This is a genomic window from Streptomyces sp. NBC_00885 (assembly GCF_045207475.1).
GTDB lineage: Bacteria > Actinomycetota > Actinomycetes > Streptomycetales > Streptomycetaceae > Streptomyces.
Genome location: NZ_CP108796.1, coordinates 399,087 through 424,329, shown reverse-complemented (window position 1 = coordinate 424,329; position 25,243 = coordinate 399,087). Strand labels below are relative to the sequence as shown.

The window sequence follows — 25,243 nt, the reverse complement described above, 5'->3', positions numbered from 1 at the left end:
CACCCTTAAGGAATGTGACATGTCGGAACATCGTGCGCGGGCCTCCCGCCGCGTCCTGGGGCTGATCGCCGCGGGCAGCACTCTGGCCCTCGCGGTGGTCATGCCCACTCTGGCCGATGCCCACGAGGCGAGTGTCGAATCCGCGGCGGAGATCGCCTGGGCCGACTGCGGTGAGGGCTCGGTGCCCGGGGCCCAGTGTGCGCAGATGGAGGTGCCGCTGGACTGGACGAAGCCGGGCGGGAAGAAGATCACCCTGGCCCTGTCGAAGCTGCCCGCACTGGACAAGGAGAACCGGATCGGCCCGCTGCTGTTCAACCCGGGCGGCCCCGGCGGCTCCGGCATGGGGGCCGTGGCCTACAGCGACCTGCTCGCCATCGCGCCCGAATTCGCGCCGCTGCGCCAGCGGTTCGACCTGATCGGGTTCGACCCGCGCGGTGTCGGCCAGAGCACGCCGATCGCCTGCCCGAAGCCGCTGCACGACCCCGCGGTCAGTACGTTCCCGCGCACCCCGGCCGCCTATGAGCAGCTCAAGCGGTTCAACAGGACGGCCGGGCAGGCCTGCCGCGAGGCGACAGGTCCGCTGATCGACCACGTCGACACCGCCAGTGTCGTCTCCGACGTCGAAGCCCTGCGCAAGGCACTCGGCGCGCAGAAGATCTCGTGGCTCGGCCTGTCCTACGGCACCGAGATCGGCTCGCTCTACGCCCAGCGCCACCCGGACCGGGTGCGGACGATGGTGCTCGACGGTGTCGTCGACCACAGTCTGCCGACCCGCACGGCCGCGATCGACGAGGCCCGGGCCACGGAGAAGGCACTGCGACGCTTCGCCGACTGGTGCCGCACCGACGAACAGTGCGCCCTGCACGGTGCCGATGTGATCGCCACGTACGACGGCGTCATGACCGCGGCGCGGACCTCGGGCATCCCCGCGTCGAACCTCGGGCGCAAGGCCAACGCCGAGGAACTCGCCAACGGCGCGTACACCTACCTGACCCAGCCCTCCGCGTGGCCGCTCCTGGCCGGCGCGCTCGCGGCCGCCGCGGGCCTGGCCGGGGACGCCGACGCCACGGGCCTGATCACCCCCGCCTCGTTCCTGCAGCCGGAGTACAAGGCGTACCGGACCGTGGGCTGCCACGACTTCGCGCCGGACACCCGCGGATTCGTCGACATGGCGGTGCAGTCCGCCCGCGTGCGGTCGGTGGCCCCGCACACCTGGCGCTACTCGGAGTTCTGGGACTGGACCAGCGGCTGTGTGGGCTGGTCGGTGCCTGCTGCCAACCGGCCCGCCCCGCTGGCGGTCCACGGCGCGCCGCCCGTTCTGCTGGTCAACACCCGCTACGACGCGGCGACTCCCTACCGGTGGGCCCAGCGGCTCGCGGCGAAGATCGACGGCAGCCGGCTGCTCACCGTCGAGGGCGACGGCCACACCGGCATCCTCAACTCCGCCTGCGCGCGCGGCCACGAGGCCCAGTATCTGGTGACCGGAAGGACGCCGCCGGCGGGCGCGACCTGCGCGGCCTCGCGGTCCGCCGCAGTCGCCAAGGCCGTCACCAGCGGCGGACTACGGTGAGCGGGACCGCCGGCGCTCCGTCCGCGCAGGATACGAAGGCCAGTCCGGTCAAGGCCACGTATGAGGAGTGGCTCGGCCTGGTGGTGATCGTGCTGTGCTGCGTCCTCGTGGCGATGGACATCAGCGTGCTGTTCTACGCCGTTCCCTTCGTCGCGGCCGATCTCACCCCCAGCACCTCCCAGATGCTGTGGGTGATGGACATCTACGGATTCCTGCTGGCGGGCCTGCTGATCACGATGGGAGCGCTGGGGGACCGGATCGGGCGGCGCAGGCTGCTGCTGTTCGGCGCGGTGGGCTTCGGCGTAGCCTCGGTCCTCGCGGCCTACTCCAGCAGTCCCGGGCTGCTCATCGCGAGCCGGGCGCTGCTGGGGGTCGCGGGCGCGACGCTGGCGCCCTCGACGCTGTCGCTGATCCGCAACATGTTCCACGACGAGGGGCAGCGCCGCGCGGCGATCGGACTGTGGACGGCGGGCTTCGCCGCGGGCGCGATGCTCGGCCCCATCACGGCGGGGCTGCTGCTGGAGCGATTCTGGTGGGGCTCGGTCTTCCTCATCAACGTGCCGGTGATGATCCTGGTGATCGTGCTCGGCCCGATCCTGCTGCCGGAGTTCCGCAGCCCCAGCCCGGAACGGTTCGACCTGTTCAGCGCGGCACTGTCGCTGGCGGCGGTGCTGCCGGTCGTCTACGGAGCCAAGAGGTTCGCCGAGGGCCACCTCGACTGGAAGTCGGTCGTGGCCGTCCTCGCCGGACTCGCGGTCGGCGCGCTGTTCGTCCGGCGGCAGCGCCGCTCGCGCGACCCGCTCATCGACACCAAGCTGTTCCGTGACCGCGCGTTCGGCACCGCCATCGTCACCACCACGGTGGTGCAGTTCGCGATGCTCGGCATGATGATGCTCAGCTCGCAGTACGCGCTGTCGGTGCTGGGCCTGCGGCCGTTCGTCGCCTCGATGTGGCAACTGCCCGCGATCGCCACGCTGTTCCTCGGACTCACGCTGGCGGGCCTGCTGGCCAAGCGAGTCCGGCCCGCGTTCATCGTCTGCACCGGGCTCACCGTCGCCGCCGTGGGCTTCGCGGTGATGAGCCTGGTGACCGCGGACAGCGGGCTGGCCATCATCGTGGTCGGCAGCAGCATCATGACCTCCGGTGTGGGCATGGTGGTTCTGCTGGCCACCGACGTCGTGGTCGCGACCGCTCCGCCGGAACGTGCGGGGTCGGCGTCGGCGCTGTCGGAGACCAGCAACGAGTTCGGCGGCGCCATCGGCATCGCGATGCTCGGGAGCATCGCGCTGACGGTTTACCGGCGCGAGGTGGAGGACGTCATCCCACCCGGTCTTCCGGCCTCGGCGGGCGAAGCCACCCGCGGCACGCTCCAGGCGGCGACGGAGGTCGCCAAGTCCCTGCCGGACCCGGCGGGCGCCGCGCTCAGGCAGGGCAGCATCGAGGCGTTCACCGAAGGGTTGCAGGTCGCGGTGCTCACCGGGTCGGCGATCCTGCTGATCGTCGCCGCCGCTGCGGCGATCGCGCTGCGGCCGGTACGTATCGACGTGCACCAGATGGGGGAGTGACAGCCGTGACCATCGAAGGGGCGGCCCTGCGCACGGCCCTGCGGCCGTACGCCTCGGGGATCGCGGTCCTCACCGCGGCGGATGCCGCGGGCCCCGCAGGAGTGACCATCACCTCGCTGACCTCGATCAGCACGGAACCCGCACTGGTCTCCTTCGCCCTGGCCGACACCTCATCCACCTGGCGCCGGATCAAGGACAACCAGTGGTTCGGGATCCAGATCCTGTCCGGCGACCAGATGGACCTGGCCAGGCGCTTCGCCACCCCGGGCGCCGACCGGTTCGCCCCACCCACCCGCTGGCACACCGGACCCCACGGCATCCCCCTCCTCGACGGCTGCCTGTCCTGGCTGGTCTGCTCCCGCTACGACCGGATCAGGCTCGGCGACCACCACTTGGTCGTCGGCGCGGTGGCCCACGCGGAGGCCGGCGTGGGCGGGGACAGCCTGGTCCATCTGCATGGGGAGCTGCAGCCGGTCGCCTCCGTCGCTCTCACCAGGGCGAGCGTCGACTAGGTCCTGTCCGGCCAGGCCGCGAGCGAGTCAGGAGAGCCAGTCGGCGTAGCGGGTGGCAGCGAGGTGGGCGTCCTTGTCGGTGAGAACGTCACCCTTGACGACCGCGAACATGCCGGCGGTGGGGTCCGTGACGACGGTCCGGCTGTCGCCCTTGTGGGACAGGGTGATCCGGCCCAGCTCGTCCAGGGAGAAGATCTCGGGGCCGGCGATGTTGCGAATGCCCCGCAGCGGGGCGCCCGCGGCTACTTCTGCCACCGCGGCGGCCACGTCCTTGGAGGCGATCGGCTGGATCGGCGTGGCGGGCAGCCGGACGGTGTCGCCGTCGGCGGTCCAGGACATGACGGCGTCCATGAACTCCATGAACTGCGTCGCGCGGACGATCGAGTAGGGGATCGGCCCGGCCGCGAGGACGTCTTCCTGGAGCACCTTGGCCCGGTAGTAGTCCAGCTCCGGCACCTGGTCCGCGCCGACGATCGAGAGGATGACGAAGTGGCCGACGCCGCCCTTCCGGGCCGCGGCCAGAAGGTTGTCCATCGAGGTCTGGAAGAAGGCCGGGGAGGCTTCGTCGAAGGTCGGGGAGTTCGTCAGGTTGACGACGACGTCGGCTCCCGCCACCGCCTCATCCAGTCCCTGGCCACTGATGACATCGACTCCGGTGGACTGCGCGTGCGGTACCGCCTCGTGCCCGGCGGCGTTGAGATTCTTGACGACCTGAGACCCGATCAGCCCGGTACCGCCGATGACTGCGAACTTCATGACATGCCTTTCGTCGGGAGTGTGTCCGAAATATGGCATATGAAGCTCGACGTCTCGGCGAGCTATCTGGCCAAACAGCTGCAGGCGCTCTCCCGGGCCGGGCTTGTGCGCTCGCCTGGCCGTGGCACCGTCGACCGCTGCGACCACATCGAGCACGTTCACCTGCACGGGGACCGCCGGCGGGTACCGCCGGCCACCCCGGCCGAGTCGTGCGCGGCACCTTGCCCGATCGCCCACGCGATGACCGGGGCGGCCGCGGCCTGGCGAGAAGCGCTGCGCAGTGTCGCGATCCCCCCTTCGGTGTGCAGGCGGGGCCGGATGCCCGGCTCGTCGGCGTGGGTGCCGGTGTCGTGCCGGCGTTCATCGCCGCGGTGCTGATGTGGGTTCGCGCAGCGGTCCGCCCCGGGCAGGCTGAGCCAAGTCCCGCGCCCTGCGCGGCTCGTCGCTGGTGCCGTGTCAGGCAATATTCGCCCTAGTCCAGGCCGGAGACCTTGAAGACGCTCTGGGCCGTCTCGCCGTCGATCCGCCGCGACAGCTGCTTCAGGGCCGTGGCGCCGCACAGTAGCGTCCCCCGCCCCAGGGAGGCGCGGGCGCCCGCGTCCACCAGACGCCACAGCTCTGGATTGTCGATGAGGACATGCGGGTCCAGCTCGACCCCTCCGCCGTCCACGTCGCGCAGGACCAGCCGTTGTGCGACACCGTCGGACCAGCGCACCGCCACCAGGCGGTCCGTGCGCACTCTCCGTTCCCGCCATAGCCCGCGCGAGGCGAGCCAGCCCTCGCCGGCCGTGACCTTCGCCGGGTGCAGGACCACGAACAGCAGGAGGGAGAGGCCGGCCCACAGGATGCCGCGCGGGGCGGTGAGGCTGCCGGCAGCGGTGTCGATGACCAGCAGCAGCGCGAGGAGCAGTACGGCGCAGCAGACTGCGGCTCGTAGCTCACCGGCCCACCCGGTGTTGGAAGCGTGCGTTCCGGGGGGTTCCGCACGGTCGGCGTCGCGCCCCGGAACCGGTCTCGTACTCCGTCCCATGCCACCGACGCTAGGCGCGCTCAGGGCTCGCTCCTGGTTCATTGATGAACCGCTGGCGCGGCGCCGGTCAACTTTGACGTCTTCTTGACGGCCCTCGTCAAGAACGCGTGAAGGCATCGCCGTTTCGCGCCAAGAACGCGCCAGCGACGGCCATGGCCGGTCGGATGGGGGCACACCCTGAGCGGACCCGGAACGAAGGAGCCCACCCGCATGTCCGTCCTGTCCACCGAGACCGGAGCCGCGCCCAGCGCAGAGGAACCCCCGGATACCGGCGCACGCCACAAGCTCACCGCCCTGACCGGCCTGGCCGCGCTCTCGCTCGATGCGATGGCCTCGGTCGCGTACGGGCCGGAGGCGATCGTCCTGGTCCTGGCCGCAGCGGGCGGCTACGGGCTCGGCTTCACACTCCCCGTCACCGTGGCGATCGCCGCGCTGCTGGCCGTCCTCGTCGCCTCGTACCGACAGGTGATCGCGGCCTTCCCGGACGGCGGCGGGAGCTACGCGGTCGCCAAGGCGCATCTGGGCCGCCGGACCAGCCTGGTCGCCGCCGCCTCCCTGGTCCTGGACTACGTCCTCAATGTGGCCGTCGCGGTCACGGCGGGAGTGGCCGCGCTGACCTCGGCCTTCCCCGGGCTGTACGGCGAGCGGCTGTGGCTGTGCCTCGTCGTCCTCGTCCTGATCACCGCGGTGAACCTGCGCGGGATCGTCGACTCCGCCCGCGCGTTCATCGTGCCCACGATCGTCTTCATCGGCTCGATCCTCCTACTCATCGCCGTCGGCCTGTTCCGTGACGCCCCGGTGAGCACCGAGGCAGCCGCGGGCCATGCCTCCGTCCTCGCCGACAATGCCACCAGCGTCGGAGCCCTCCTGCTGCTCAAGGCCTTCGCCTCGGGCTGCTCGGCGCTGACGGGTGTCGAGGCCATAGCCAACGCCGTCCCGTCCTTCCGCGCCCCGGCTGCCCGCCGCGCTCAGCGTGCGGAGGTCGCGCTCGGGGCCCTGCTTGGCGTGATGCTCATCGGCCTGTCCGTCCTGATCTCCCGGTTCGGACTGCAGCCCGTCGAGGGAGTCACTGTCCTCGCGCAGCTCGCCGACGCGTCCTTCGGCCACAACTGGGCCTTCTACGTCGTCCAGTTCGCCACGATGGTGTTGCTGGCGCTGTCTGCGAACACGTCCTTCGGCGGGCTGCCGGTCCTGCTCAAGCTGCTGGCCCGCGACAACTACCTGCCGCACGTCTTCGGTCTGAAGGCCGACCGGCAGGTCCACCGCCACGGGGTACTCACCCTCGCGGCCGTCTCTGCCGCACTGCTGGTCTTCTCCGGTGGCGACACCAACACCCTCGTACCTCTCTTCGCCATCGGCGTCTTCGTCGGATTCACCATCGCCCAGAGCGGCATGGTCCTGCACTGGCGCCAGGTGCGCGGCCCCCAGTGGACCGGCAAGGCGGTACTCAACGGTCTGGGCGCGCTGCTCACGGGCGTCAGCGCGGTCGTCGTCACTGCCACCAAGTTCCACGACGGCGCCTGGTTGATCGTGGTCGCCCTGCCCGTGCTGGTCGCCGGGTTCGAGTGCGTCCACCGTGCGTACGACCGGATCGGCGAGCGGCTCGGCCTCGGCCGCATCCCCGAATCCCCGCACCGCGACCGCTCGTTGGTCCTGGTCCCGGTCTCCTCCCTGACCCGGCTCACCAGCGAGGCCCTGACCGCGGCCGTGTCACTCGGCGACGAGGTGCGCGCGGTGACGGTCTGCCACACCGATCCCGAGGACCGTGCGCAGACCGAGGCCCTGGAACGGGACTGGGCGCTGTGGAATCCGGGCGCCCCGCTGGTGCGCATCGCCTCGTCGCGCCGCACCGTCGGCCGCCCGGTCGCCGCATATGTACGGGAGGTGGCGGCCGCCGAACCGGGCACACGGATTACCGTGCTCATCCCCGAGGTCGAACCGGCCCGGCTCTGGCAGCGGCTGCTGCAGAACCAGCGCGGCGCGGTCGTCGCACACGCCGTCCGCCGCGACACGAACGCCGTCATCTGCCGACTGCGCTTCCGGCTGTCGGATCTGCCCTGACGGTTACGCCCGTCGGGTTCGGGGGCGGCCCGGCAGGGCCGCCCCCTTCGTGGTCAGCGCTGACAGGCCCTGCGGCCGTGGTTGGCCTTCTTCTTGCGGCGGGCCTTCTTCTTGCGTGCGCGCTTGGACGTGTGTTTCCGGGGCCCCTTCAGGCGGTGTGGCCGACGAGGACGTCGGCGAGCTTGTTGAGGCGTTTGACCGTGCGCTCTTCGGTCGCGGCGGGCGCGGGCTCGACGCGCTCGTCGCGGTCGTAGTAGGCGCCGTTGACGATCTCGACCGCCGGGTCGCAGAGCCGTACGACGTGGGAGGCACCGTCGGCGGCCGTGGCCCCGGTGTGGGCGTACAGCGGCAGCAGCGCGGTCTCGCAGATGCCCGGGTGAACGGAGACGGCCGTCACCCGAAGGTCGGCGGCGAAGACGGTGAGCGCAAGCTGCGACTGGGCGTACGCGCCCAGACGTGAATAGCGGCGGGCCCGGTTGGGATCGCTCCACTGGATGGAGCCGGTGCGGTGCAGCGAGGACGAGACGTTCACGACCCGGCCGCCGGGCCTGCTGGTGAGGGCCTGTTCCAGCAGGCCGGTGAGCAGGTAGTGGGCGAGGAAGTTGACCTGGAAGGCGATCTCGTTGCCGTCGGCGGTCACGGTGTGCCGCTCCGGGGCGGCCATGGCCGCGTTGTTCACGAGGACGTCCAGGTGCGGGTGCCCCTGGACGACGCGGGCAGCCATGGCTTCCACATCGTCCAGGTGTGTGAAGTCGGCGGCGAATGCGCACAGGCGGTTCGCGTCGATGCCGTCGGCGGCGATCAGCCAGTCGGTCGCGGCTCGCGCCTCTTCGGCGGTGCGGCCGTGGACGAGGACTGTGGCGCCGCGCTCGGCGAGCTGTCGCGCCGTCTCGTAGCCGATGCCGGAGGTGGCACCGGTGACCAGCACGGTCCGTCCGGACAGGGTTGCAGAAGACATGATCAGTTCCTGGAGAAGAGCACGCGCCGATGCCCTCGCCGCGGGGCGAGAGCAGGCGACGTGCGAGGGATGTGGGTACGTACGACCCGTCAGAGAGCGGGGCGTACGGGACAAGAAGCGGCCGTCGTCATGCGGCCGCGCGAACGGTGCGTCAGCGCACCGGCGGGTGATCAGCGCGCACGGCCGGCGGCACCTGATTCGGTGGCCGGTCGTCATGGCGCAGATGGCTGTTCACATCGTCCATACAACTGGCTTGCGGGCACGGGCTCAAGAGCCCCGGGCGGTCCTTGACGGGGCTCTGATGCGTCAGCCCAGACCGGGGATCGTGGAGACGAACAGGTCGATCAGCTTGATGCCGGCGAAGGGCAGCACGAGACCGCCGAGGCCGTAGACAGCGAGGTTGCGGCGCAGCAGGTCGTGTGCGGACGACGGGGTGTAGCGCACACCGCGCAGGGCGAGCGGGATCAGCGTCACGATGATCAGGGCGTTGAAGATGATCGCCGAGGTGATCGCGGAGGTGGGGCTGTGCAGGCCCATGACGTTCAGGGCCTTGAGACCTGGATACGCGCCCGTGAACATCGCGGGGATGATCGCGAAGTACTTGGCGACGTCGTTGGTGATGGAGAAGGTGGTCAACGCCCCGCGGGTGATGAGGAGTTGTTTGCCGATCTGGACGATCTCGATGAGCTTGGTGGGGTTGGAGTCGAGGTCGACCATGTTCCCGGCCTCCTTGGCGGCGGAGGTGCCGGTGTTCATCGCGACGCCGACGTCGGCCTGGGCGAGCGCGGGCGCGTCGTTCGTACCGTCGCCGGTCATTGCGACGAGCTTGCCGCCCGCCTGCTCCTGCTTGATGAGGGCGAGTTTGTCCTCCGGGGTGGCCTCGGCAAGGAAGTCGTCCACGCCCGCCTCCTGGGCGATCGCGCGTGCGGTCAGCGGGTTGTCGCCGGTGATCATGACCGTACGGATACCCATGCGGCGCAGCTCGGCGAAGCGTTCCCGGATGCCGTCCTTGACCACGTCCTTGAGGTGAATGACCCCGAGGACGCGCGGCCCGTCCCAGTCGTGCACCGCCACGAGCAGGGGAGTGCCGCCGGAGGCCGCGATCGAGTCGGCGTACATGCCCGCCTCCGCCGGTACGGTTCCGCCGCGCATCCGCACCCAGTCGGTCACCGCGGACGCGGCACCCTTGCGGATGTGGCATGCCGCGCCGTTGTCCGAGAACAGGTCCACGCCCGACATCCGGGTCAGTGCGGAGAAGGACACGAACTGCGCATGGCTCAACTCACCCTCCGCCGGCTCCCGCAGCCCGTACTTCCGCTTCGCCAGCACGACGACCGATCGGCCCTCCGGCGTCTCGTCGGCCAGCGAGGAGAGCTGTGCCGCATCCGCCAGGATCAGCTCGTCGATGCCGGGCAGCGGCACGAATCCGGCGGCTTCGCGGTTGCCGAGGGTGATGGTGCCGGTCTTGTCGAGCAGGAGCGTGTTGACGTCACCGGCTGCTTCGACCGCGCGGCCGGACATCGCGAGCACATTGCGCTGGACGAGCCGGTCCATCCCGGCGATGCCGATGGCCGAGAGCAACGCGCCGATGGTGGTCGGGATCAGGGTGACCAGAAGGGCGACCAGCACGGTCGTCGACGGGGCGGCGTTCGCGTAGGCGGCCATCGGCTGGAGCCCCACGACCACCAGGACGAAGACGATGGTGAGCGCCGCCAGCAGGATGTTGAGGGCGATCTCGTTCGGGGTCTTCTGCCGGGACGCGCCCTCGACCAGGGCGATCATCCGGTCCAGGAAGGAATGGCCGGGGCGGGACGTGACCCGTACGACGATGCGGTCGGAGAGGACCGTCGTGCCGCCGGTGACGCCGCTGCGGTCGCCGCCCGACTCCCGGATGACGGGGGCGGATTCACCGGTGACGGCGGACTCGTCGACCGCGGCGACACCGTCGACGACATCGCCGTCCGCCGGGATCAGCTCGCCCGCCTCGACCAGGACGAAGTCGAAGAGGCACAGGTCGGTGGCGGCGACGGCTTCGGTCTCGGCACGATTTAAGTCCATGCCGACGCGCCAAGCCCGCAGCCGAAGGGCGACCGTGTCGGTACGCGCCCGACGCAGCGACTCCGCCTGGGCCTTTCCGCGGCCCTCGGCGACGGCCTCGGCGAGGTTGGCGAAGATCACCGTCAGCCAGAGCCAGACGCTGATTACCCAGGTGAAGACGGACGGGTGGAACAGGGCGGAAAGGGTCGTCAGCACCGATCCCGCCGCGACCACGAACAGCACGGGGTTTCTGGCCAGGGCCCGCGGGTGCAGTTTGCGGACGGCCTCCGGGAAGGACTTCACCAGCTGTACGGGATCGAAGAGCCCGCCCTGTCTGGTGCGTCGTCGGGGTGGCCGGTTGACCGGCCCGCTCTCCGGATTCCGGCTTCGCGGAGCCGACGGAGCCTGCTGAGGGGCGGGGGGAAGCATCACTGAGACCTTCTGATGGGACGGCCCTCGCCATGACGGGGCCGGGCGGGCCGACACAGGGGGAGCCGCTCGAGCCCTGCAGGCGCCGGAGTCCCGGCGCCTGCAGGGCCGTGTGCGGACGCGGCAACGGGGGAGACGCTGCCGCGTACCCGCCGCCGAAGACGCGACCGGGGGAGGACCCCCGGGGTTCTGTCATGCCACTGACGCCCGCGACCTTGAGCGGCCACCGGAAAATCTAGAGGCCGCGATGCTGCCAATTCGCCTAAGCCCCGCGGAATTTACGGTCCTCTGACAGCTCTCGGGGCTTGGCGTCAAGTGCACGTCAAGAAGTACTGAAGGGGCGTCAGGGAGACATCAAGGGCCGCCTTCCATGGCCGAAAAGCGGCTGAGACTGACCGGCACGGGGGCACGGACGACCGGTCCGTGGCGTGAGGTTGGAGGGCGCGTGACCATCACCGCCGGTACCGCGCAGAGTCCGGAGGCGAAAGCCCGTACTCAGGCCGAAACTCGTCGCATTCCGGTCGTACGACAGGAGGGGCGGCCCGGCCCGCAGCCACGAGGGAGGCAGCGACCGGGCCGCCCGCTCCTTCCGGCTGTATGGGCCTGGCTCAGCGGCAGCTGGGCGACAACCCCGGCCCGGCTGCGCCTGCTGCGTGCAGCGAGCCTGTCACTCGTCGCCGCGCTCACGCTGCTGCTTCTGACGGCAGGTCTCGCCGCGTCCGGCACCTGGGACGCCGTCGCCGACCGCGAAGCCCCTCGCACGACCAGCGCCGCGGGCCTCAACCTCGCCCTGAACGACATGGACGCGCAGTCCGCCAACATCCTGCTGTCCAGCGGCAATGCGGGCGAGGGGCGCATGTCCGTCCCGTACGACAAGGCCGTCGGCTTCTACGACGACGCACGGCACACCGTCAGCCGTGAACTGCGCACCCTCGCGGTCGCCGCCGAGGGCGACCGGGACGCCGAACACACGGTGGAAACCCTCACCGAGAACTTCGCCCGCTACCAGGAGCTGATCGGCCGCGCCCTGGAGAACGACACCCGGGCGGGTGGCAAGCCTGCGGCACTGGAGGACTACCGCTCCGCCACAATCCTCTTGGAGCACCAACTCCTCCCCGAATCACGGACCTTGATCGAAGCCAATAACGCCGCCTTTGAGGCCGAGTACGACGCCGCCGGCTCCCGGCTCACCGCCCAGCTGATTGCGGCAGTTGTCATCGGTCTGCTGCTCCTGGGGGTCCTCGTCGCTGTGCAGTGGTACCTCGCACGCCACTTCCACCGGATCCTCAACCCGGGCCTGCTGGCCGCCACACTCTGCGCGTTCATCGCCTTCGCCGTCGGGGGCCAGATGCTCGCGGGCTCCTCCGAGGACCTGCGTGGCGCCCGCCGCGACGCGTTCGACTCCGTCGTTGCCCTGTCCCGCGCCCGCGCCATCGCGTACGAAGCGAACGCCGACGAGAGCCGCTACCTGCTCTTCAGGGACCAACGCACCGCCTACGAGCAGGCATTCCTCGACAAGTCCCAGCAGCTGTACGGCATCGAGGGCGCGCGTCTGGACACGTACAACGGCCAACTGGCCTACACCTGGAGCAGCTACCGCGCCGACCACGACGACCTGCGCTTCACCGGCGAATTCCGTCGCGAACTCGACAACATCACCTTCCCCGGCGAGCGCGCGGCCGCCGAGCGGACCGTCGAGGCGTACGCCACCTACCAGCGCGACGACCGCACGATCCGCCGCCTGGTCGCGCAGGGCAGGGAGCGGGAAGCCGTCGCCTTCTGCATCAGCTGGGAGCCGGGCAAGTCCAACGACCACTTCGGCGCCTGGATGGCCGCACTCGACCAGGTCACCGAGATCAACCGCACCCACTTCGCCGCATCGGTCCGCCACGGCCGCGGCACCGTCTCCGAAAGGCTGCCCGCGACGGGCGGTGCGCTGGTGGCGGCCGCGGTGCTTACTGTGGTCGGCCTGCGACCGCGACTGGCCGAGTTCCGGGCATAGGCCTTTCCATGGGCAGGAGGCTCGCATGGCGAAGGCGAAGCGCATACGGGCAAGCGGGCGCGATGCGCGACGCCGCCACGCGGGAATCGCGGGCAGACCTTCCGGTATGGCGGGCAGCACAAACAACCCGCGGCCCTCGGCTCGCGGGCGCCTGCGCCGGTTCGGCTGGTGGTGCGGAGCCGTGGTGATGCTGTCCGCAGCTGTGATGACCGGCACGCTGACGACCGCCGCGCTGGGCTGGACCGGAACTCCGGGAGTGATGACGGCACGGGAGTGCCATGAAGAGAAGGAAACCAAAGGCGGTACGCATCAGTCCTGTTCAGGTACGTTCGTCTCGGACGATGAGCGGACCGTCGACCCCGACGCGGGTCTCATATGGGACGGCGGAGCTCAGGGCGACCGGAAGCGGGTCAGGACGTTGGCTCTGGGCGGCTGCCAGGAGCAGGGCCCGAGGGACGCGCTGATGCTGATGGGGCTGACTTCGGGGGTGGGGCTCGGGGCTGTGATCTGCTCATTCGTCGCCCTTCCGGCTGGAGCGAGGGACCGGCTGGCGGCGAGGCTGCCGCGCCGGGCGCACAACTGGTACGTACGGGAGTGGACATGACGGGCTGGGGCGTCGGGGCGTTCCTCGCAGGCTTGGTGCTGGTCACCAATGTGTTTCGAGCCGCAGAGTGGCTCCAGCTGATGTCGTATCAGCGCAGAGGATGGCCGACCGGCGTGAGAACGTGCCGTGCAATCGGAGGGGTGTTCCTCCTGGCGGGCGCGGCCGTGCTCATCCAGTCGGCCACGGAGGCCCTGCGGTAGGTCACCTGATTCCGGCCCGCCGCGCGTGCAGTTCGGAGCGGACGAGTTCAAGGAGGAGGCCGGTCCAGTTGCTGCCGCGGCCGGAGTCAAGGACGTGTCAAGGTCCGGCTCATCGGCGCCAGGGATCCGTCAAGGCTCGTGCCTTTCGCGGCCGGAATTGGTACCGGGGCGGACCCTTGCCTTGTCGGTTCTGGAGAAGGCGAGGTGGATCATGAGCTACCCGCTTCGTGACCGCATCGCGCTGGTCGCCGCGCTGGCTGGGCCCTTCCTGGCGGCGCTGCTGCTGGTGCCCTTCCGCACGAGTCTGTCGAACACGAACCTGGCCCTGATCCTGGTCGTCGTCGTGGTGGCGGTCTCCGCCAATGGGAACCGCTACGCCGGCGCGCTCACGGCGCTGTCGTCCGCGGCATGGTTCGACTTCTTCCTCACGCAGCCGTACCAGCAGTTCACCATCGATGACTCCAAGGACATCGAGACGGCTGCCCTCCTGCTGGCCGTGGGCCTGGCCGTGTCGCAGCTGGCCGCCCGCGCGCGGCGCCTGCAGGTGATCACCTTGACCGACGCCGGTCATCTCGCCCGGATCCATGACACCGCGCAGCTCGTCCAGGCCACCGCCTCGCCCGATGCCGTGGTCGACCAGGTCAGGCGGCAGCTCGTCGACGTACTGCAGCTGCGCGGATGCCGCTTCGAGTACGGCAGCCTGCTCGGGCGTCCGCCGCGCCTGGAGCAGGACGGAGCCGTGGTCGTGGGGCGCGGCCGCTGGGACATCGACCGGTTTGGCTGGCCGGAGGGCGAGATCGAACTGCGAGCCGTCGGCAGCGGCCACTACGGCGGACGGTTCATGCTCCGGCCCACCCCCGGAGTCGTCCCCCCGCTGCTGGCACGGCTGGTGGCGGTGACCCTCGCCGACCATGCCGGGGCCGCACTCGACACCGCGGGCCCGGTTCTCGACGGCTGATCACCCGGTGTCTTCGCAGGTCGGACGGGTCGGCGTAAGAGAGCCGTCAAGAGCGTGCTCATAGCCGTAAGAGAGCCGTCAACGGCGCTCATGACTGGCCGGAAACAGGCTTTCCTCTAGACGTCCGATAATTTTCCGAACCTCTTCAGGAGCTCACGATGGCTGACCTGGCCTTCGTCGTCACCACGATCGCGGTCTTCGCGCTGGTGGCTGTCATCGCCAAGGGGGTGGCAAAGCTGTGACTGCCGAGAACATCGTCGGCCTGGTCGTGGCCGTCGCCCTGCTGGGTTACCTCGTCGTCGCCCTTGTGTACCCGGAGAGGTTCTGAGCACAGATATGAGCCCCTTCCTCGCCGGCATGCTCCAGCTGCTTGCGCTCATCGCGGCGCTGGCTCTGGCGTACCGTCCGCTCGGCGACTACATGGCCCGGGTCTACTCCTCGACCAAGCATCTCAGGGTCGAGAAGTGGATCTACAAGGCGATTGGCGCCAACCCCAACGCCGAGATGCGCTGGCCCGCCTACCTGCGCGGCGTCCTCGCCTTCTCGGCGGTCAGCGTCCTGTTCCTCTACCTGCTGCAGCGGATCCAGGGCAGCCTGCCCGGCTCGCTCGGCTTCTCCTCGATCGATGCGGACCAGGCGTTCAACACCGCCGCGTCGTTCGTGTCGAACACCAACTGGCAGTCGTACTACGGCGAGCAGGCCATGGGCCACGTCGTACAGACCGGCGGCCTGGCGGTGCAGAACTTCGTCTCCGCCGCGGTGGGTATCGCGGTGGCGGTGGCCCTTGTACGGGGTTTTGCCCGCTCCCGCACCGGTGAGCTGGGCAACTTCTGGGCCGACCTGGTCCGCGGCACTGTCCGTATCCTGATCCCGCTCTCGGTGATCGGCGCGATCGTGCTGGTCGCGTGCGGTGCGATCCAGAACTTCGCCGGCATCCACGAGGTCGGCCAGTTCATGGGCGGCTCGCAGCAATGGAACGGCGGCGCGGTCGCCTCGCAGGAGGCCATCAAGGAGATCGGCACCAACGGCGGCGGTTACTTCAACGCCAACTCCTCCCACCCCTTCGAGAACCCCAACCCGCTCTCGAACCTCTTCGAGATCTTCCTGATCCTGCTGATCCCGTTCTCGCTGACCCGCACCTTCGGCAAGATGGTCGGCAGTATCAAGCAGGGCTACGCGATCCTCGCCACGATGGCCACCATCTGGCTGGGCTTCGTCCTGCTCATGATGTGGACGGAGTTCGCGGGCAACGGTCCGGCCTTCGAGGCCGCGGGCGGCGCGATGGAGGGCAAGGAGGTCCGCTTCGGCATCAGCACGTCGGCGATCTTCTCGATCTCCACCACGCTGACCTCCACCGGCGCGGTCAACTCCTTCCACTCGTCGAACACCGGTCTGGGCGGTGGCCTCAACCTGCTGGGTATGCAGCTGGGTGAGATCGCTCCCGGTGGTGTCGGCTCGGGCCTCTACGGGATGCTGATCATGGCGATCATCGCGGTGTTCATCGCGGGCCTGATGGTGGGCCGTACGCCCGAGTACCTGGGCAAGAAGATCGGCACCCGCGAGATCAAGCTCGCGGCCTGCTACATCCTCATCACCCCGGCGCTGGTGCTCTGCTTCACCGCCGCCGCGATGGCGCTGCCCACCCCGGTGAACTCGCTGACCAACAGCGATGCGCACGGCTTCTCCGAGATCCTCTACGCCTACACCTCGGGCGCCAACAACAACGGCTCCGCCTTCGCGGGCCTGAACGCGGACACGCAGTGGTTCAACACCACCATCGGTCTCGCGATGCTGCTCGGCCGGTTCCTGCCGATGGTGTTCGTGCTGGCGCTGGCCGGCTCGCTCGCCGAGCAGAAGCCCATCCCGGAGACCGCAGGAACCCTGCGCACCAACAAGCCGCTGTTCACCGGGCTGCTGGTCGGAACGATCCTGATCATCACCGGTCTGACCTACTTCCCGGCCCTGGCGCTGGGTCCGCTCGCCGAGGGGCTGGCGTCATGACCACCAACGTAAAGAAGCAAGACGACTCCATGCCCACTACAACGCCCACGCGCGCACCGCACTCCGATGTGCCGACCGGTCACAAGACCGAACCCGGCCGCGTCGGCGGGGGTCTCTTCGACCCCAAGCAGCTGCTCAAGTCCTTCCCGGACGCCGTCCGCAAGCTCGACCCGCGGGTGATGATCAAGTCGCCCGTGATGTTCGTGGTGCTGATCGGCTCGGTGGTCACCACCGTGCTGGCGCTCAAGGACCCGACCGACTGGTTCGGCTGGGCGATCGCGGCGTGGCTGTGGCTGACCACGATCTTCGCCAACCTGGCGGAGGCGGTGGCCGAGGGCCGCGGCAAGGCGCAGGCCGACACCCTGCGCAAGGCCAAGACCGACACCGTCGCCCGCCGCCTGACCGGCACCACCGAGGAGCTGGTGCCCGGCACCGATCTGCGCATCGGCGACCTGGTCGTCTGCGAGGCCGGCGACATCATTCCCGGCGACGGTGACGTGGTCGAGGGTGTCGCGAGCGTCGACGAGTCGGCCATCACCGGCGAGTCGGCTCCGGTCATCCGTGAGTCCGGCGGTGACCGGTCCGCGGTCACGGGCGGCACGAAGGTCCTGTCCGACCGGATCGTCATCAAGATCACGACGAAGCCCGGCGAGACCTTCATCGACCGGATGATCAACCTGGTCGAGGGCGCTGCCCGCCAGAAGACGCCCAACGAGATCGCGCTGAACATCCTGCTCGCGTCGCTGACGATCGTCTTCCTGCTCGCGGTCGTCACGCTGCAGCCGTTCGCGAAGTACGCGCACGCCGAGCAGTCGCTGATCGTGCTGACCGCGCTGCTGGTCTGCCTGATCCCGACCACCATCGGCGCCCTCCTCTCCGCGATCGGCATCGCGGGCATGGACCGGCTGGTGCAGCGCAACGTACTGGCGATGTCCGGACGCGCCGTCGAGGCGGCGGGCGATGTGTCCACGCTGCTGCTCGACAAGACCGGCACCATCACCCTCGGCAACCGCCAGGCCGCCGAGTTCGTCCCGGTCAAGGGCGTCACGGAGGCCGAGCTGGCGGACGCCGCCCAGCTCTCCTCGCTCGCTGACGAGACTCCCGAGGGCCGCTCCATCGTCGTCCTGGCGAAGGAGAAGTACGGGCTGCGCGAGCGCCACCAGGGCGAGCTGTCGCAGGCCGAGTGGGTGCCCTTCACCGCCCAGACCCGCATGTCCGGCGTCGACCTCTCCGAGAACGGCGAGGCGCGCAAGGTCCGCAAGGGCGCGACGGGCTCGGTGCTCGCCTGGGTCAAGGAGCGCGGCGGTCAGGTGGCCGACGACGCCGACCAGGCCGCGAACAAGATCTCCGAAGCGGGCGGTACGCCGCTGCTGGTCGCGGTCGAGGACGACAAGGGCGCCCGGGTCCTGGGTGTCATCCACCTCAAGGACGTCGTCAAGGAGGGCATGCGCGAGCGGTTCGACGAGCTGCGCCGCATGGGCATCAAGACCGTCATGATCACGGGTGACAACCCGCTGACCGCCAAGGCGATCGCGGAAGAGGCGGGCGTGGACGACTTCCTCGCCGAGGCCACTCCCGAGGACAAGATGGCGCTGATCAAGCGCGAGCAGGCCGGCGGCAAACTCGTCGCGATGACCGGTGACGGTACGAACGATGCGCCCGCGCTCGCTCAGGCGGACGTCGGTGTGGCCATGAACACCGGTACCTCGGCCGCCAAGGAGGCCGGGAACATGGTGGACCTGGACTCCAACCCGACCAAGCTCATCGAGATCGTCGAGATCGGCAAGCAACTCCTCATCACCCGGGGAGCGTTGACGACCTTCTCGATCGCCAACGACGTCGCGAAGTACTTCGCGATCATCCCGGCGATGTTCGCGGTGGTCTACCCGGGCCTGGACAAGCTCAACATCATGAACCTGACCAGCCCGGAGTCGGCGATCCTTTCGGCCGTCATCTTCAACGCACTGATCATCATCGCGCTGGTGCCGCTCGCCCTGAAGGGCGTGCAGTACCGGCCGACCAGCGCCGACAAGATGCTCCGCCGCAACATCGGGATCTACGGCCTGGGCGGCCTGATCGCCCCGTTCATCGGCATCAAGCTCATCGACCTGCTCATCTCCCTCATCCCTGGCATCGGGTGACGTCATGAACAACTCTCTCAGCAGCACCGCACGGCTCATCGGGGCAGGGCTGCGCGCCCTCCTCGTCCTGACCGTCATCTGCGGCGTCATCTACCCGCTCGCCGTCACCGGGGTGGCGCAGGCCCTGTTCAGCGACAAGGCCAACGGCTCCGAGATCAAGTCGAACGGCAAGGTCGTCGGTTCGGAACTGATCGGCCAGACCTACAACCTGCCGAAGAAGGACCCCAACGACGCGGAGGAGGCGGCGGCCCCGGACCTGAAGTGGTTCCAGCCGCGCCCGTCCAACGGCCTCGGATCCAACAGCGTGAACACCCAGTACTCGCTGATCCTGTCCGGCGCGACCAACCGGTCCGGCGACAACGGGGTCGGGAAGGACGGTCGCTGCCCGACCGACCCGAAGGACGCGGAGGACGGCACCCTCTGCAAGTGGGTCGTCGAGGCCAAGGCCGCCGTGGTCAAGGACAACTCGGTGCCGGGCTACAAGGTCAAGCCCTCGGATGTGCCGGCCGACGCCGTCACCTCCTCCGGCTCCGGCCTGGACCCGGACATCTCCCCGGAGTACGCCGAGCTCCAGATCCACCGTGTCGCGGAGAAAAACCACCTCTCCGTCGCCCAGGTCGAGAAGCTCGTCGCGGACAACACCAACGGCCGGATCCTCGGCTTCATGGGCGAGCCGACGGTGAACGTCCTCAAGCTCAACATCGCACTCAAGGCACTCACCGGGAAGTGATCGTCTTACGTCGGCGGGCGGGCGGGAGTCCGAGGCCCGAGGAGCCTCCTCGGGCCTCGGCTCCCTCCCCAGCCCATGACGAGACGCTCCTCGCGGACAACAGAAAGGCGGCAACCGATGACCCGGGTGCTGGTGGTGGAGGACGAGCCACAGCTCGTACGGGCTCTCGAGATCAATCTCAAGGCACGCAAGTACGAGGTGGACTCGGCGCCCGACGGAGGGACTGCCCTTCGGCTGGCCGCCTCGCGCCACCCGGACGTCGTACTGCTGGATCTCGGGCTGCCCGACATGGACGGCATCGACGTGATCAAAGGGATCCGCGGGTGGAGCCGGGTGCCGATCCTCGTGGTCTCCGCCCGGCGGACCTCCGACGAGAAGGTCGTGGCGCTGGACGCCGGCGCCGACGACTACATCACCAAGCCCTTCAGCATGGACGAAATGCTGGCCCGGCTTCGGGCCGCATCCCGCCGGACCTCGCCGGTAGCTCCGTCCGGCGATTCGGTGATGGTTGCGACCGAGGACTTCACGGTCGATCTGCCGGCGAAGAAGGTCACGCGGGAGGGGCGCGACGTCCGCCTCACCCCGACCGAGTGGCACCTGCTGGAAGTACTGATCCAGCATCGCGGGCGGCTCGTCAGCCAGAAGCAACTGCTGCAGGAGGTGTGGGGCCCCACCTATGGCACGCAGGCCAACTATCTGCGTGTCTACATGGCACAGCTGAGGCGCAAACTCGAACCTGACCCTTCACATCCCCGGTATCTCATCACCGCCCCCGGTATGGGCTACCGCTTCGAGATGTGAGGCACTCCGCGGGCCGGCAGGCAGCTGTGAACGTGGACCTGTAAACCAGCCATTCGACTGCAAAGATCGGAACCATGGGACGCGGCAAGCTCCGGATCTACCTCGGCGCGGCGCCGGGCGTGGGCAAGACGTACGCGATGCTTTCCGAGGCGCACCGCCGGATCGAGCGGGGCACCGACTGTGTGGTCGCGTTCGTGGAACACCACAACCGGCCCCGCACCGAAGTGATGCTGCACGGCCTCGAGCAGATTCAGCGCCGCGAGATCGAGTACCGGGACACCGTCTTCACCGAGATGGACGTCGACGCGGTGCTGGAGCGCCGTCCGGCCGTCGCGCTCGTGGACGAACTCGCCCACACCAATGTGCCGGGCTCCCGCAACGCCAAGCGCTGGCAGGACGTGGAAGAGCTGCTCCACGCCGGTATCGACGTCGTCTCCACGGTCAACATCCAGCACCTCGAATCGCTCGGTGACGTGGTGGAGTCGATCACGGGCGTACGCCAGCGGGAGACCGTGCCCGACGAAGTCGTACGCCGCGCCGACCAGATAGAGCTGGTCGACATGTCGCCCCAGGCGCTGCGCCGCCGCATGGCCCACGGCAACATCTACAAGCCGGACAAGGTCGACGCTGCCCTGTCCAACTACTTCCGGCCCGGCAACCTCACCGCGCTGCGCGAGCTGGCACTGCTCTGGACGGCAGACCGGGTCGACGAATACCTGCAGGAGTACCGCACCGAACACCGGGTCTCCAAGATCTGGGGCTCCCGAGAACGCATCGTCGTCGGCCTCACCGGCGGACCCGAGGGCCGCACCCTCATCCGCCGCGCCGCCCGCCTGGCCGAGAAGGGCGCCGGAGGCGAGGTGCTGGCGGTCTACATCGCCCGCAGCGACGGGCTCAGCTCCGCATCCCCCAAGGAACTCGCCGTCCAGCGAACGCTGATCGAGGACCTTGGCGGCACCTTCCACCACGTCATCGGCGACGACGTCCCCTCCGCACTGCTCGACTTCGCGCGCGGGGTGAACGCCACCCAGATCGTGCTCGGCGTCAGCCGCCGCAGGACCTGGCAGTACGCCTTCGGCCCCGGCGTGAGCGCGACCGTCGCCCGCGAATCGGGACCCGACCTCGACGTCCACATCGTCACCCACGAAGAGGCGGCCAAGGGCCGGGGCCTGCCCGTAGCCCGCGGCGCCCGCCTCGGCCGCGCCCGGATCATCTGGGGCTGGCTCGTCGGCGTCATCGGCCCCGTACTGCTGACTCTCCTGCTCGACGGCATCGCCCCCGACGTCGGCCTTGCCAACGACATGCTGCTGTTCCTGACGCTGACGGTGGCCACGGCCATGGTCGGCGGGCTCCTCCCGGCACTGGCCTCCGTCGCCTGGGGTTCGCTGCTGCTGAACTACTACTTCACGCCTCCGCTGCACAAGCTCACCATCGCGGACCCCAAGAACATCGTCGCCATCGTGATCTTCATCGCGGTGGCCGTCTCGGTCGCCTCCGTCGTGGACCTGGCCGCCCGCCGCACCCATCAGGCCGCCCGGCTGCGCGCCGAGTCCGAGATCCTCTCCTTCCTCGCGGGCAACGTGCTGCGCGGTGAGTCGAGCCTGGAATCGCTCCTGGAGCAGGTCCGCGAGACCTTCAACATGGAATCCGTGGCCCTGCTGGAGCGCGAGAGCGACGTCGAACCCTGGACCTGCACCGGCAGCGTCGGCACGAGCCGCCCGCTCGCGCGCCCCGAGGACGCGGACGTCGACATGCCCGTCGGCGACCACATGGCGCTCGCGCTCTTCGGCCGGGTCCTGCCCGCCGAGGACCGCCGCGTGCTCTCCGCCTTCGCCGCCCAGGCCGCCGTCGTACTCGACCGCCAGCGCCTGCTCGGTGTGGCCGAACAGGCCCGCGAACTCGCCGAGGGCAACCGCATCCGCACCGCCCTGCTCGCCTCCGTCAGCCATGACCTGCGGACACCGCTGGCCGGCATCAAGGCCGCCGTCTCCTCGCTCAGGTCCGACGACGTGGAGTGGTCCGAGGAGGACCGCGCCGAGCTCCTCCAAGGCATCGAGGAAGGCGCTGACCGGCTCGACCACCTGGTCGGCAACCTCCTCGACATGTCCCGCCTCCAGACCGGCACCGTCACCCCGCTCATCCGGGAGATCGACCTCGACGAAGTCGTCCCGATGGCACTCCTCGGCGTACCGGAGGACAGCGTCGTCCTCGACATCCCCGAGGACCTGCCGATGGTCGCGATCGACCCGGGCCTGCTGGAGCGCACGGTCGCCAACATCGTCGAGAACGCCGTCAAGTACGCCCCCGACGGCGAGGCCGTGGTGGTGTCGGCCAGCGCGATCGCCGACCGCGTGGAAGTCCGGGTGACGGACCGCGGCCCCGGCGTCCCCGATGAGGCGAAGGACCGTATCTTCGCGCCCTTCCAGCGCTACGGCGACGCCCCGCGCGGCGCCGGAGTCGGCCTCGGTCTTGCGGTCGCCCGCGGCTTCGCCGAGACGATCGGCGGCACGCTCACCGCAGAGGACACCCCCGGCGGCGGCATGACCATGGTCCTGTCGCTGCCCGCCGCGGCCGTCCGTCCGAGGGTCCGCCCCAACCTCTCGGCGAAAGCCACGTCTTGAAGGGTTCCGCCCCGCAGACGGAGAGTTCGTCCTCCGGCTACGACCTGCCGTTTCGTCCTCGCCTCAGCCGACGTGGACGCGGGGCCGTCTCGACCGGTCGGGTTCGGCCTCGCGCAGGACTTCGCGAGTGACCGGGGCGACCTCGCCCTGGCCGAAGAGGAAGAAGCGGAGGAAGTTGGCGAAGGGGTTGCCCTCGGTCCACTCGAAGTAGATGTGCGGGCGCTGTCCTGTGGCGTCGCGTACGTACAGGAGCAGTGCGGCCAGTGCGTTGGGGATGGAGGAGCTTTCCAGGGTCAGGATGCGGTAGCGGTCGTGCAGCACCTCACCGCGTACGTTCAGACCGGCCTCGAACTCCGAGGGGTCGAGGACGGTGACCTCGACGAAGATGAAGTCGTCCTGGGCCGGGACGTCGTTGTCGGCCCGGATCTGGTTGATCTTGTCGCGGTACTCGGCGACATCGCGGCGGTCGGGCTCATTGGCGATGAACCGGATCCGGCGGTTGGCGATGTCGCGCACGAAGCGCTCGGCCATGTTGTCCAGAGCGACGTGCGTGACGCGCAGTTCGAAGGCGCGGGCGAGCCGGGACATCAGCGAGACGATGATGATGCCCGCGATGAAGCAGGCGCCGATCTTCACACCGTCGGGCCGCTCGATGACGTTGACCACGGTGGTGTAGAGGAAGACCGCCGAGATCACGGCGAAGCCGATGGTCCAGTTGCGCTGGCCGGCGCGGCGGGCGGCGATGGTCACCGCGATTGCCGCGGAGCAGATCAACACGAGCACGCCGGTCGCGTAGGCGCCGCCCTGGGCGTCGACATCGGCGTCGAAGATCCAGGTGACGAGGAACGCCACGAGAATGAAGACGATCACCATGGGGCGTACGGCGCGCGCCCAGTGCGGGGCCATGCCGTAGCGGGGCAGATAGCGCGGCATCAGGTTCAGCAGGCCGGCCATGGCGGAGGCACCGGCGAACCACAGGATGGCGATGGTCGCGACGTCGTAGACGGTGCCGAACCCGTCTCCGAGGTATTTGTGCGCCAGATACGCGAGCGCGCGCCCGTTGGCCTCGCCGCCCGGCTCGAAGTCCTTCTCCGGGATGAGCAGGGTGGTGATGAAGCTGGTGGCGATGAGGAACACGCTCATGATCAGGGCGGCGGTGGTGAGCAGCGTCTTCGTGCCGCGGATACGCCCTGCGGGCTTCTCCTCGGTTTCGCCGGCCTCGCCCTCGACGTGCGGCATGACCGCCACGCCGGTCTCGAAGCCGGACAGGCCGAGCGCCAGCTTGGGAAAGACCAGCAGCGACACGCCGACCATGGCCACCACGTTGCCGTGTTCGGCGGTCAGGGCGCTGGACCAGTCGGTGACCACGTGCGAGGCGGTGGCGACGTGCCACAGGCCCACCACCACGACGACCGCGTTGAGGGCCAAGTACACGCCGACCAGGGCGACGGCTACGCCGATCGCCTCCAGGAAGCCCTTGAGGAACACCGCCCCCAGCAGGGCGACCAGGACCAGGGTGACGACCAACTGCTGTCCATGCAGCAGGCTGGGCACATGCGGATTCTCCACCAGGTGCGTGGAGGCGTCCGCCGCCGACAGGGTGATGGTGATCAGGAAGTCGGTGGCCGCGAAGCCGAGCAGGGTCAGAACGAAAAGCTTGCCCTTCCAGAACGACAGCAGGCGCTCCAGCATGGCGATCGAGCCCTCACCGTGCGGACTCTCCTGCGCCACCCGCCGGTACACCGGCAGCGCGCCCGCCAGGGTCACGATCACCAGCACGATCGTGGCCACCGGCGACAACAGCCCGGCCGCGAGCGCGGCGATGCCCGGCTGATAGCCCAGCGTGGAGAAGTAGTCGACGCCGGTCAGGCACATCACCCGCCACCACCGCTGCCCCTTGTGCTCGGGCTCCGTCTTGGCCTGCGTTCCCTGCTGGTGCCTGGCCATGTCCGACAGGCCCTCCAGCATCCATGCGCGCAGGCGCCGACGTGGGGTGGAAGCGGAATCTGAAGCCGCAGGGGTGGGGGTGGCCACCTGGTACTCCTGTCGTAAGCAAAAGGACAGCCATCGATGGGACGGCCCGGTCAGCGAATGCATCGTGGCCGTAAGGGTTTCGGCTGGTCAGGTTAGCTCGCCCATGCGCGGCCCTCGGATCGGGCCCTCCGTACGAGCGGGGGGTGGCAGGCCGGTCCTCCCAGCAGGGCCGCCGACACCGGCGATGCCGGCTTTTCCGGTCACGGCACTATGAACTGACAGGCCCCCTCGCT

At 69.3% G+C, this 25,243-nt stretch carries 19 protein-coding genes; 14 read left to right on the top strand and 5 right to left on the bottom strand.

Annotation, left to right across the window (positions count from 1 at the left end):
- Positions 1–19: 19 nt before the first annotated feature.
- The 3 genes from OHA61_RS02045 to OHA61_RS02035 are packed head-to-tail and all read left to right on the top strand — an operon-like array spanning position 20 to position 3,647.
- On the top strand, positions 20–1,570 hold the full coding sequence (locus OHA61_RS02045; protein WP_406301387.1) for an alpha/beta hydrolase: 1,551 nt from the start codon (positions 20–22) through the stop codon (positions 1,568–1,570).
- Positions 1,567–3,135 carry an MFS transporter gene (locus tag OHA61_RS02040; RefSeq protein ID WP_406301386.1) on the top strand — a complete coding sequence of 523 codons (1,569 nt, stop codon included), beginning with the start codon at positions 1,567–1,569 and terminating at the stop codon, positions 3,133–3,135. Before OHA61_RS02045 ends, OHA61_RS02040 begins: the two co-directional genes overlap by 4 nt.
- A gap of 5 nt (positions 3,136–3,140) precedes the next feature.
- Entirely contained in the window at positions 3,141–3,647 is a 507-nt protein-coding gene (locus OHA61_RS02035) for a flavin reductase family protein (protein ID WP_406301385.1), read from the top strand.
- Between the two features lie 27 nt (positions 3,648–3,674).
- Here the strand turns inward: OHA61_RS02035 and OHA61_RS02030 are convergent, their stop codons facing one another.
- Complete coding sequence (locus OHA61_RS02030) at positions 3,675–4,403, bottom strand: SDR family oxidoreductase (protein WP_406301384.1); 729 nt, start codon at positions 4,401–4,403, stop codon at positions 3,675–3,677.
- 21 nt (positions 4,404–4,424) lie between these two features.
- Here OHA61_RS02030 and OHA61_RS02025 point away from each other — a divergent pair, with 21 nt between their 5' ends.
- On the top strand, positions 4,425–4,781 hold the full coding sequence (locus OHA61_RS02025; RefSeq protein ID WP_406301383.1) for a hypothetical protein: 357 nt from the start codon (positions 4,425–4,427) through the stop codon (positions 4,779–4,781).
- A gap of 94 nt (positions 4,782–4,875) precedes the next feature.
- Here the strand turns inward: OHA61_RS02025 and OHA61_RS02020 are convergent, their stop codons facing one another.
- Positions 4,876–5,433 carry a hypothetical protein gene (locus tag OHA61_RS02020; RefSeq protein ID WP_406301382.1) on the bottom strand — a complete coding sequence of 186 codons (558 nt, stop codon included), beginning with the start codon at positions 5,431–5,433 and terminating at the stop codon, positions 4,876–4,878.
- Positions 5,434–5,643: 210 nt separating this feature from the next.
- Here OHA61_RS02020 and OHA61_RS02015 point away from each other — a divergent pair, with 210 nt between their 5' ends.
- Complete coding sequence (locus OHA61_RS02015) at positions 5,644–7,494, top strand: APC family permease (RefSeq protein WP_406301381.1); 1,851 nt, start codon at positions 5,644–5,646, stop codon at positions 7,492–7,494.
- Between the two features lie 148 nt (positions 7,495–7,642).
- Here OHA61_RS02015 and OHA61_RS02010 read toward each other — a convergent pair whose 3' ends face one another.
- Complete coding sequence (locus OHA61_RS02010; RefSeq protein ID WP_406301380.1) at positions 7,643–8,452, bottom strand: SDR family NAD(P)-dependent oxidoreductase; 810 nt, start codon at positions 8,450–8,452, stop codon at positions 7,643–7,645.
- A 306-nt stretch (positions 8,453–8,758) separates the two neighbouring features.
- On the bottom strand, positions 8,759–10,918 hold the full coding sequence (gene kdpB, locus OHA61_RS02005; RefSeq protein ID WP_406301379.1) for a potassium-transporting ATPase subunit KdpB: 2,160 nt from the start codon (positions 10,916–10,918) through the stop codon (positions 8,759–8,761).
- A 445-nt stretch (positions 10,919–11,363) separates the two neighbouring features.
- Here kdpB (OHA61_RS02005) and OHA61_RS02000 point away from each other — a divergent pair, with 445 nt between their 5' ends.
- The 9 genes from OHA61_RS02000 (at position 11,364) to OHA61_RS01960 (ending at position 22,976) form a co-directional block, all read left to right on the top strand.
- Complete coding sequence (locus OHA61_RS02000) at positions 11,364–12,920, top strand: hypothetical protein (RefSeq protein WP_406301378.1); 1,557 nt, start codon at positions 11,364–11,366, stop codon at positions 12,918–12,920.
- A gap of 25 nt (positions 12,921–12,945) precedes the next feature.
- Positions 12,946–13,524 (top strand): hypothetical protein, encoded by a 579-nt coding sequence (locus OHA61_RS01995; RefSeq protein ID WP_406301377.1) that lies wholly within the window; start codon positions 12,946–12,948, stop codon positions 13,522–13,524.
- A 411-nt stretch (positions 13,525–13,935) separates the two neighbouring features.
- Positions 13,936–14,682: a DUF4118 domain-containing protein gene (locus OHA61_RS01990; protein WP_406301376.1), complete on the top strand. Its 747-nt coding sequence runs from the start codon at positions 13,936–13,938 to the stop codon at positions 14,680–14,682.
- 238 nt (positions 14,683–14,920) lie between these two features.
- The gene (gene kdpF, locus OHA61_RS01985; protein ID WP_328666081.1) at positions 14,921–15,010 is read left to right on the top strand and encodes a K(+)-transporting ATPase subunit F; all 90 of its coding nucleotides are present in this window, start codon (positions 14,921–14,923) and stop codon (positions 15,008–15,010) included.
- Positions 15,011–15,018: 8 nt separating this feature from the next.
- Positions 15,019–16,683, top strand: coding sequence for a potassium-transporting ATPase subunit KdpA (gene kdpA / locus OHA61_RS01980; protein ID WP_406301375.1), 1,665 nt, complete (start codon positions 15,019–15,021; stop codon positions 16,681–16,683).
- Positions 16,680–18,824 carry a potassium-transporting ATPase subunit KdpB gene (gene kdpB, locus OHA61_RS01975; RefSeq protein WP_406301374.1) on the top strand — a complete coding sequence of 715 codons (2,145 nt, stop codon included), beginning with the start codon at positions 16,680–16,682 and terminating at the stop codon, positions 18,822–18,824. The genes kdpA and kdpB (OHA61_RS01975) overlap by 4 nt, the downstream gene beginning before the upstream one ends.
- Before the next feature lie 4 nt (positions 18,825–18,828).
- Complete coding sequence (locus tag OHA61_RS01970; protein ID WP_406301373.1) at positions 18,829–19,554, top strand: potassium-transporting ATPase subunit C; 726 nt, start codon at positions 18,829–18,831, stop codon at positions 19,552–19,554.
- Between the two features lie 117 nt (positions 19,555–19,671).
- The gene (locus OHA61_RS01965) at positions 19,672–20,355 is read left to right on the top strand and encodes a response regulator (protein WP_406301372.1); all 684 of its coding nucleotides are present in this window, start codon (positions 19,672–19,674) and stop codon (positions 20,353–20,355) included.
- Between the two features lie 74 nt (positions 20,356–20,429).
- The gene (locus OHA61_RS01960) at positions 20,430–22,976 is read left to right on the top strand and encodes an ATP-binding protein (RefSeq protein WP_406301371.1); all 2,547 of its coding nucleotides are present in this window, start codon (positions 20,430–20,432) and stop codon (positions 22,974–22,976) included.
- 63 nt (positions 22,977–23,039) lie between these two features.
- On the opposite strand, the gene OHA61_RS01955 is transcribed toward OHA61_RS01960, so the two are convergent.
- On the bottom strand, positions 23,040–24,923 hold the full coding sequence (locus tag OHA61_RS01955; protein ID WP_406301370.1) for an amino acid transporter: 1,884 nt from the start codon (positions 24,921–24,923) through the stop codon (positions 23,040–23,042).
- Between the last annotated feature and the right edge of the window lie 320 nt (positions 24,924–25,243).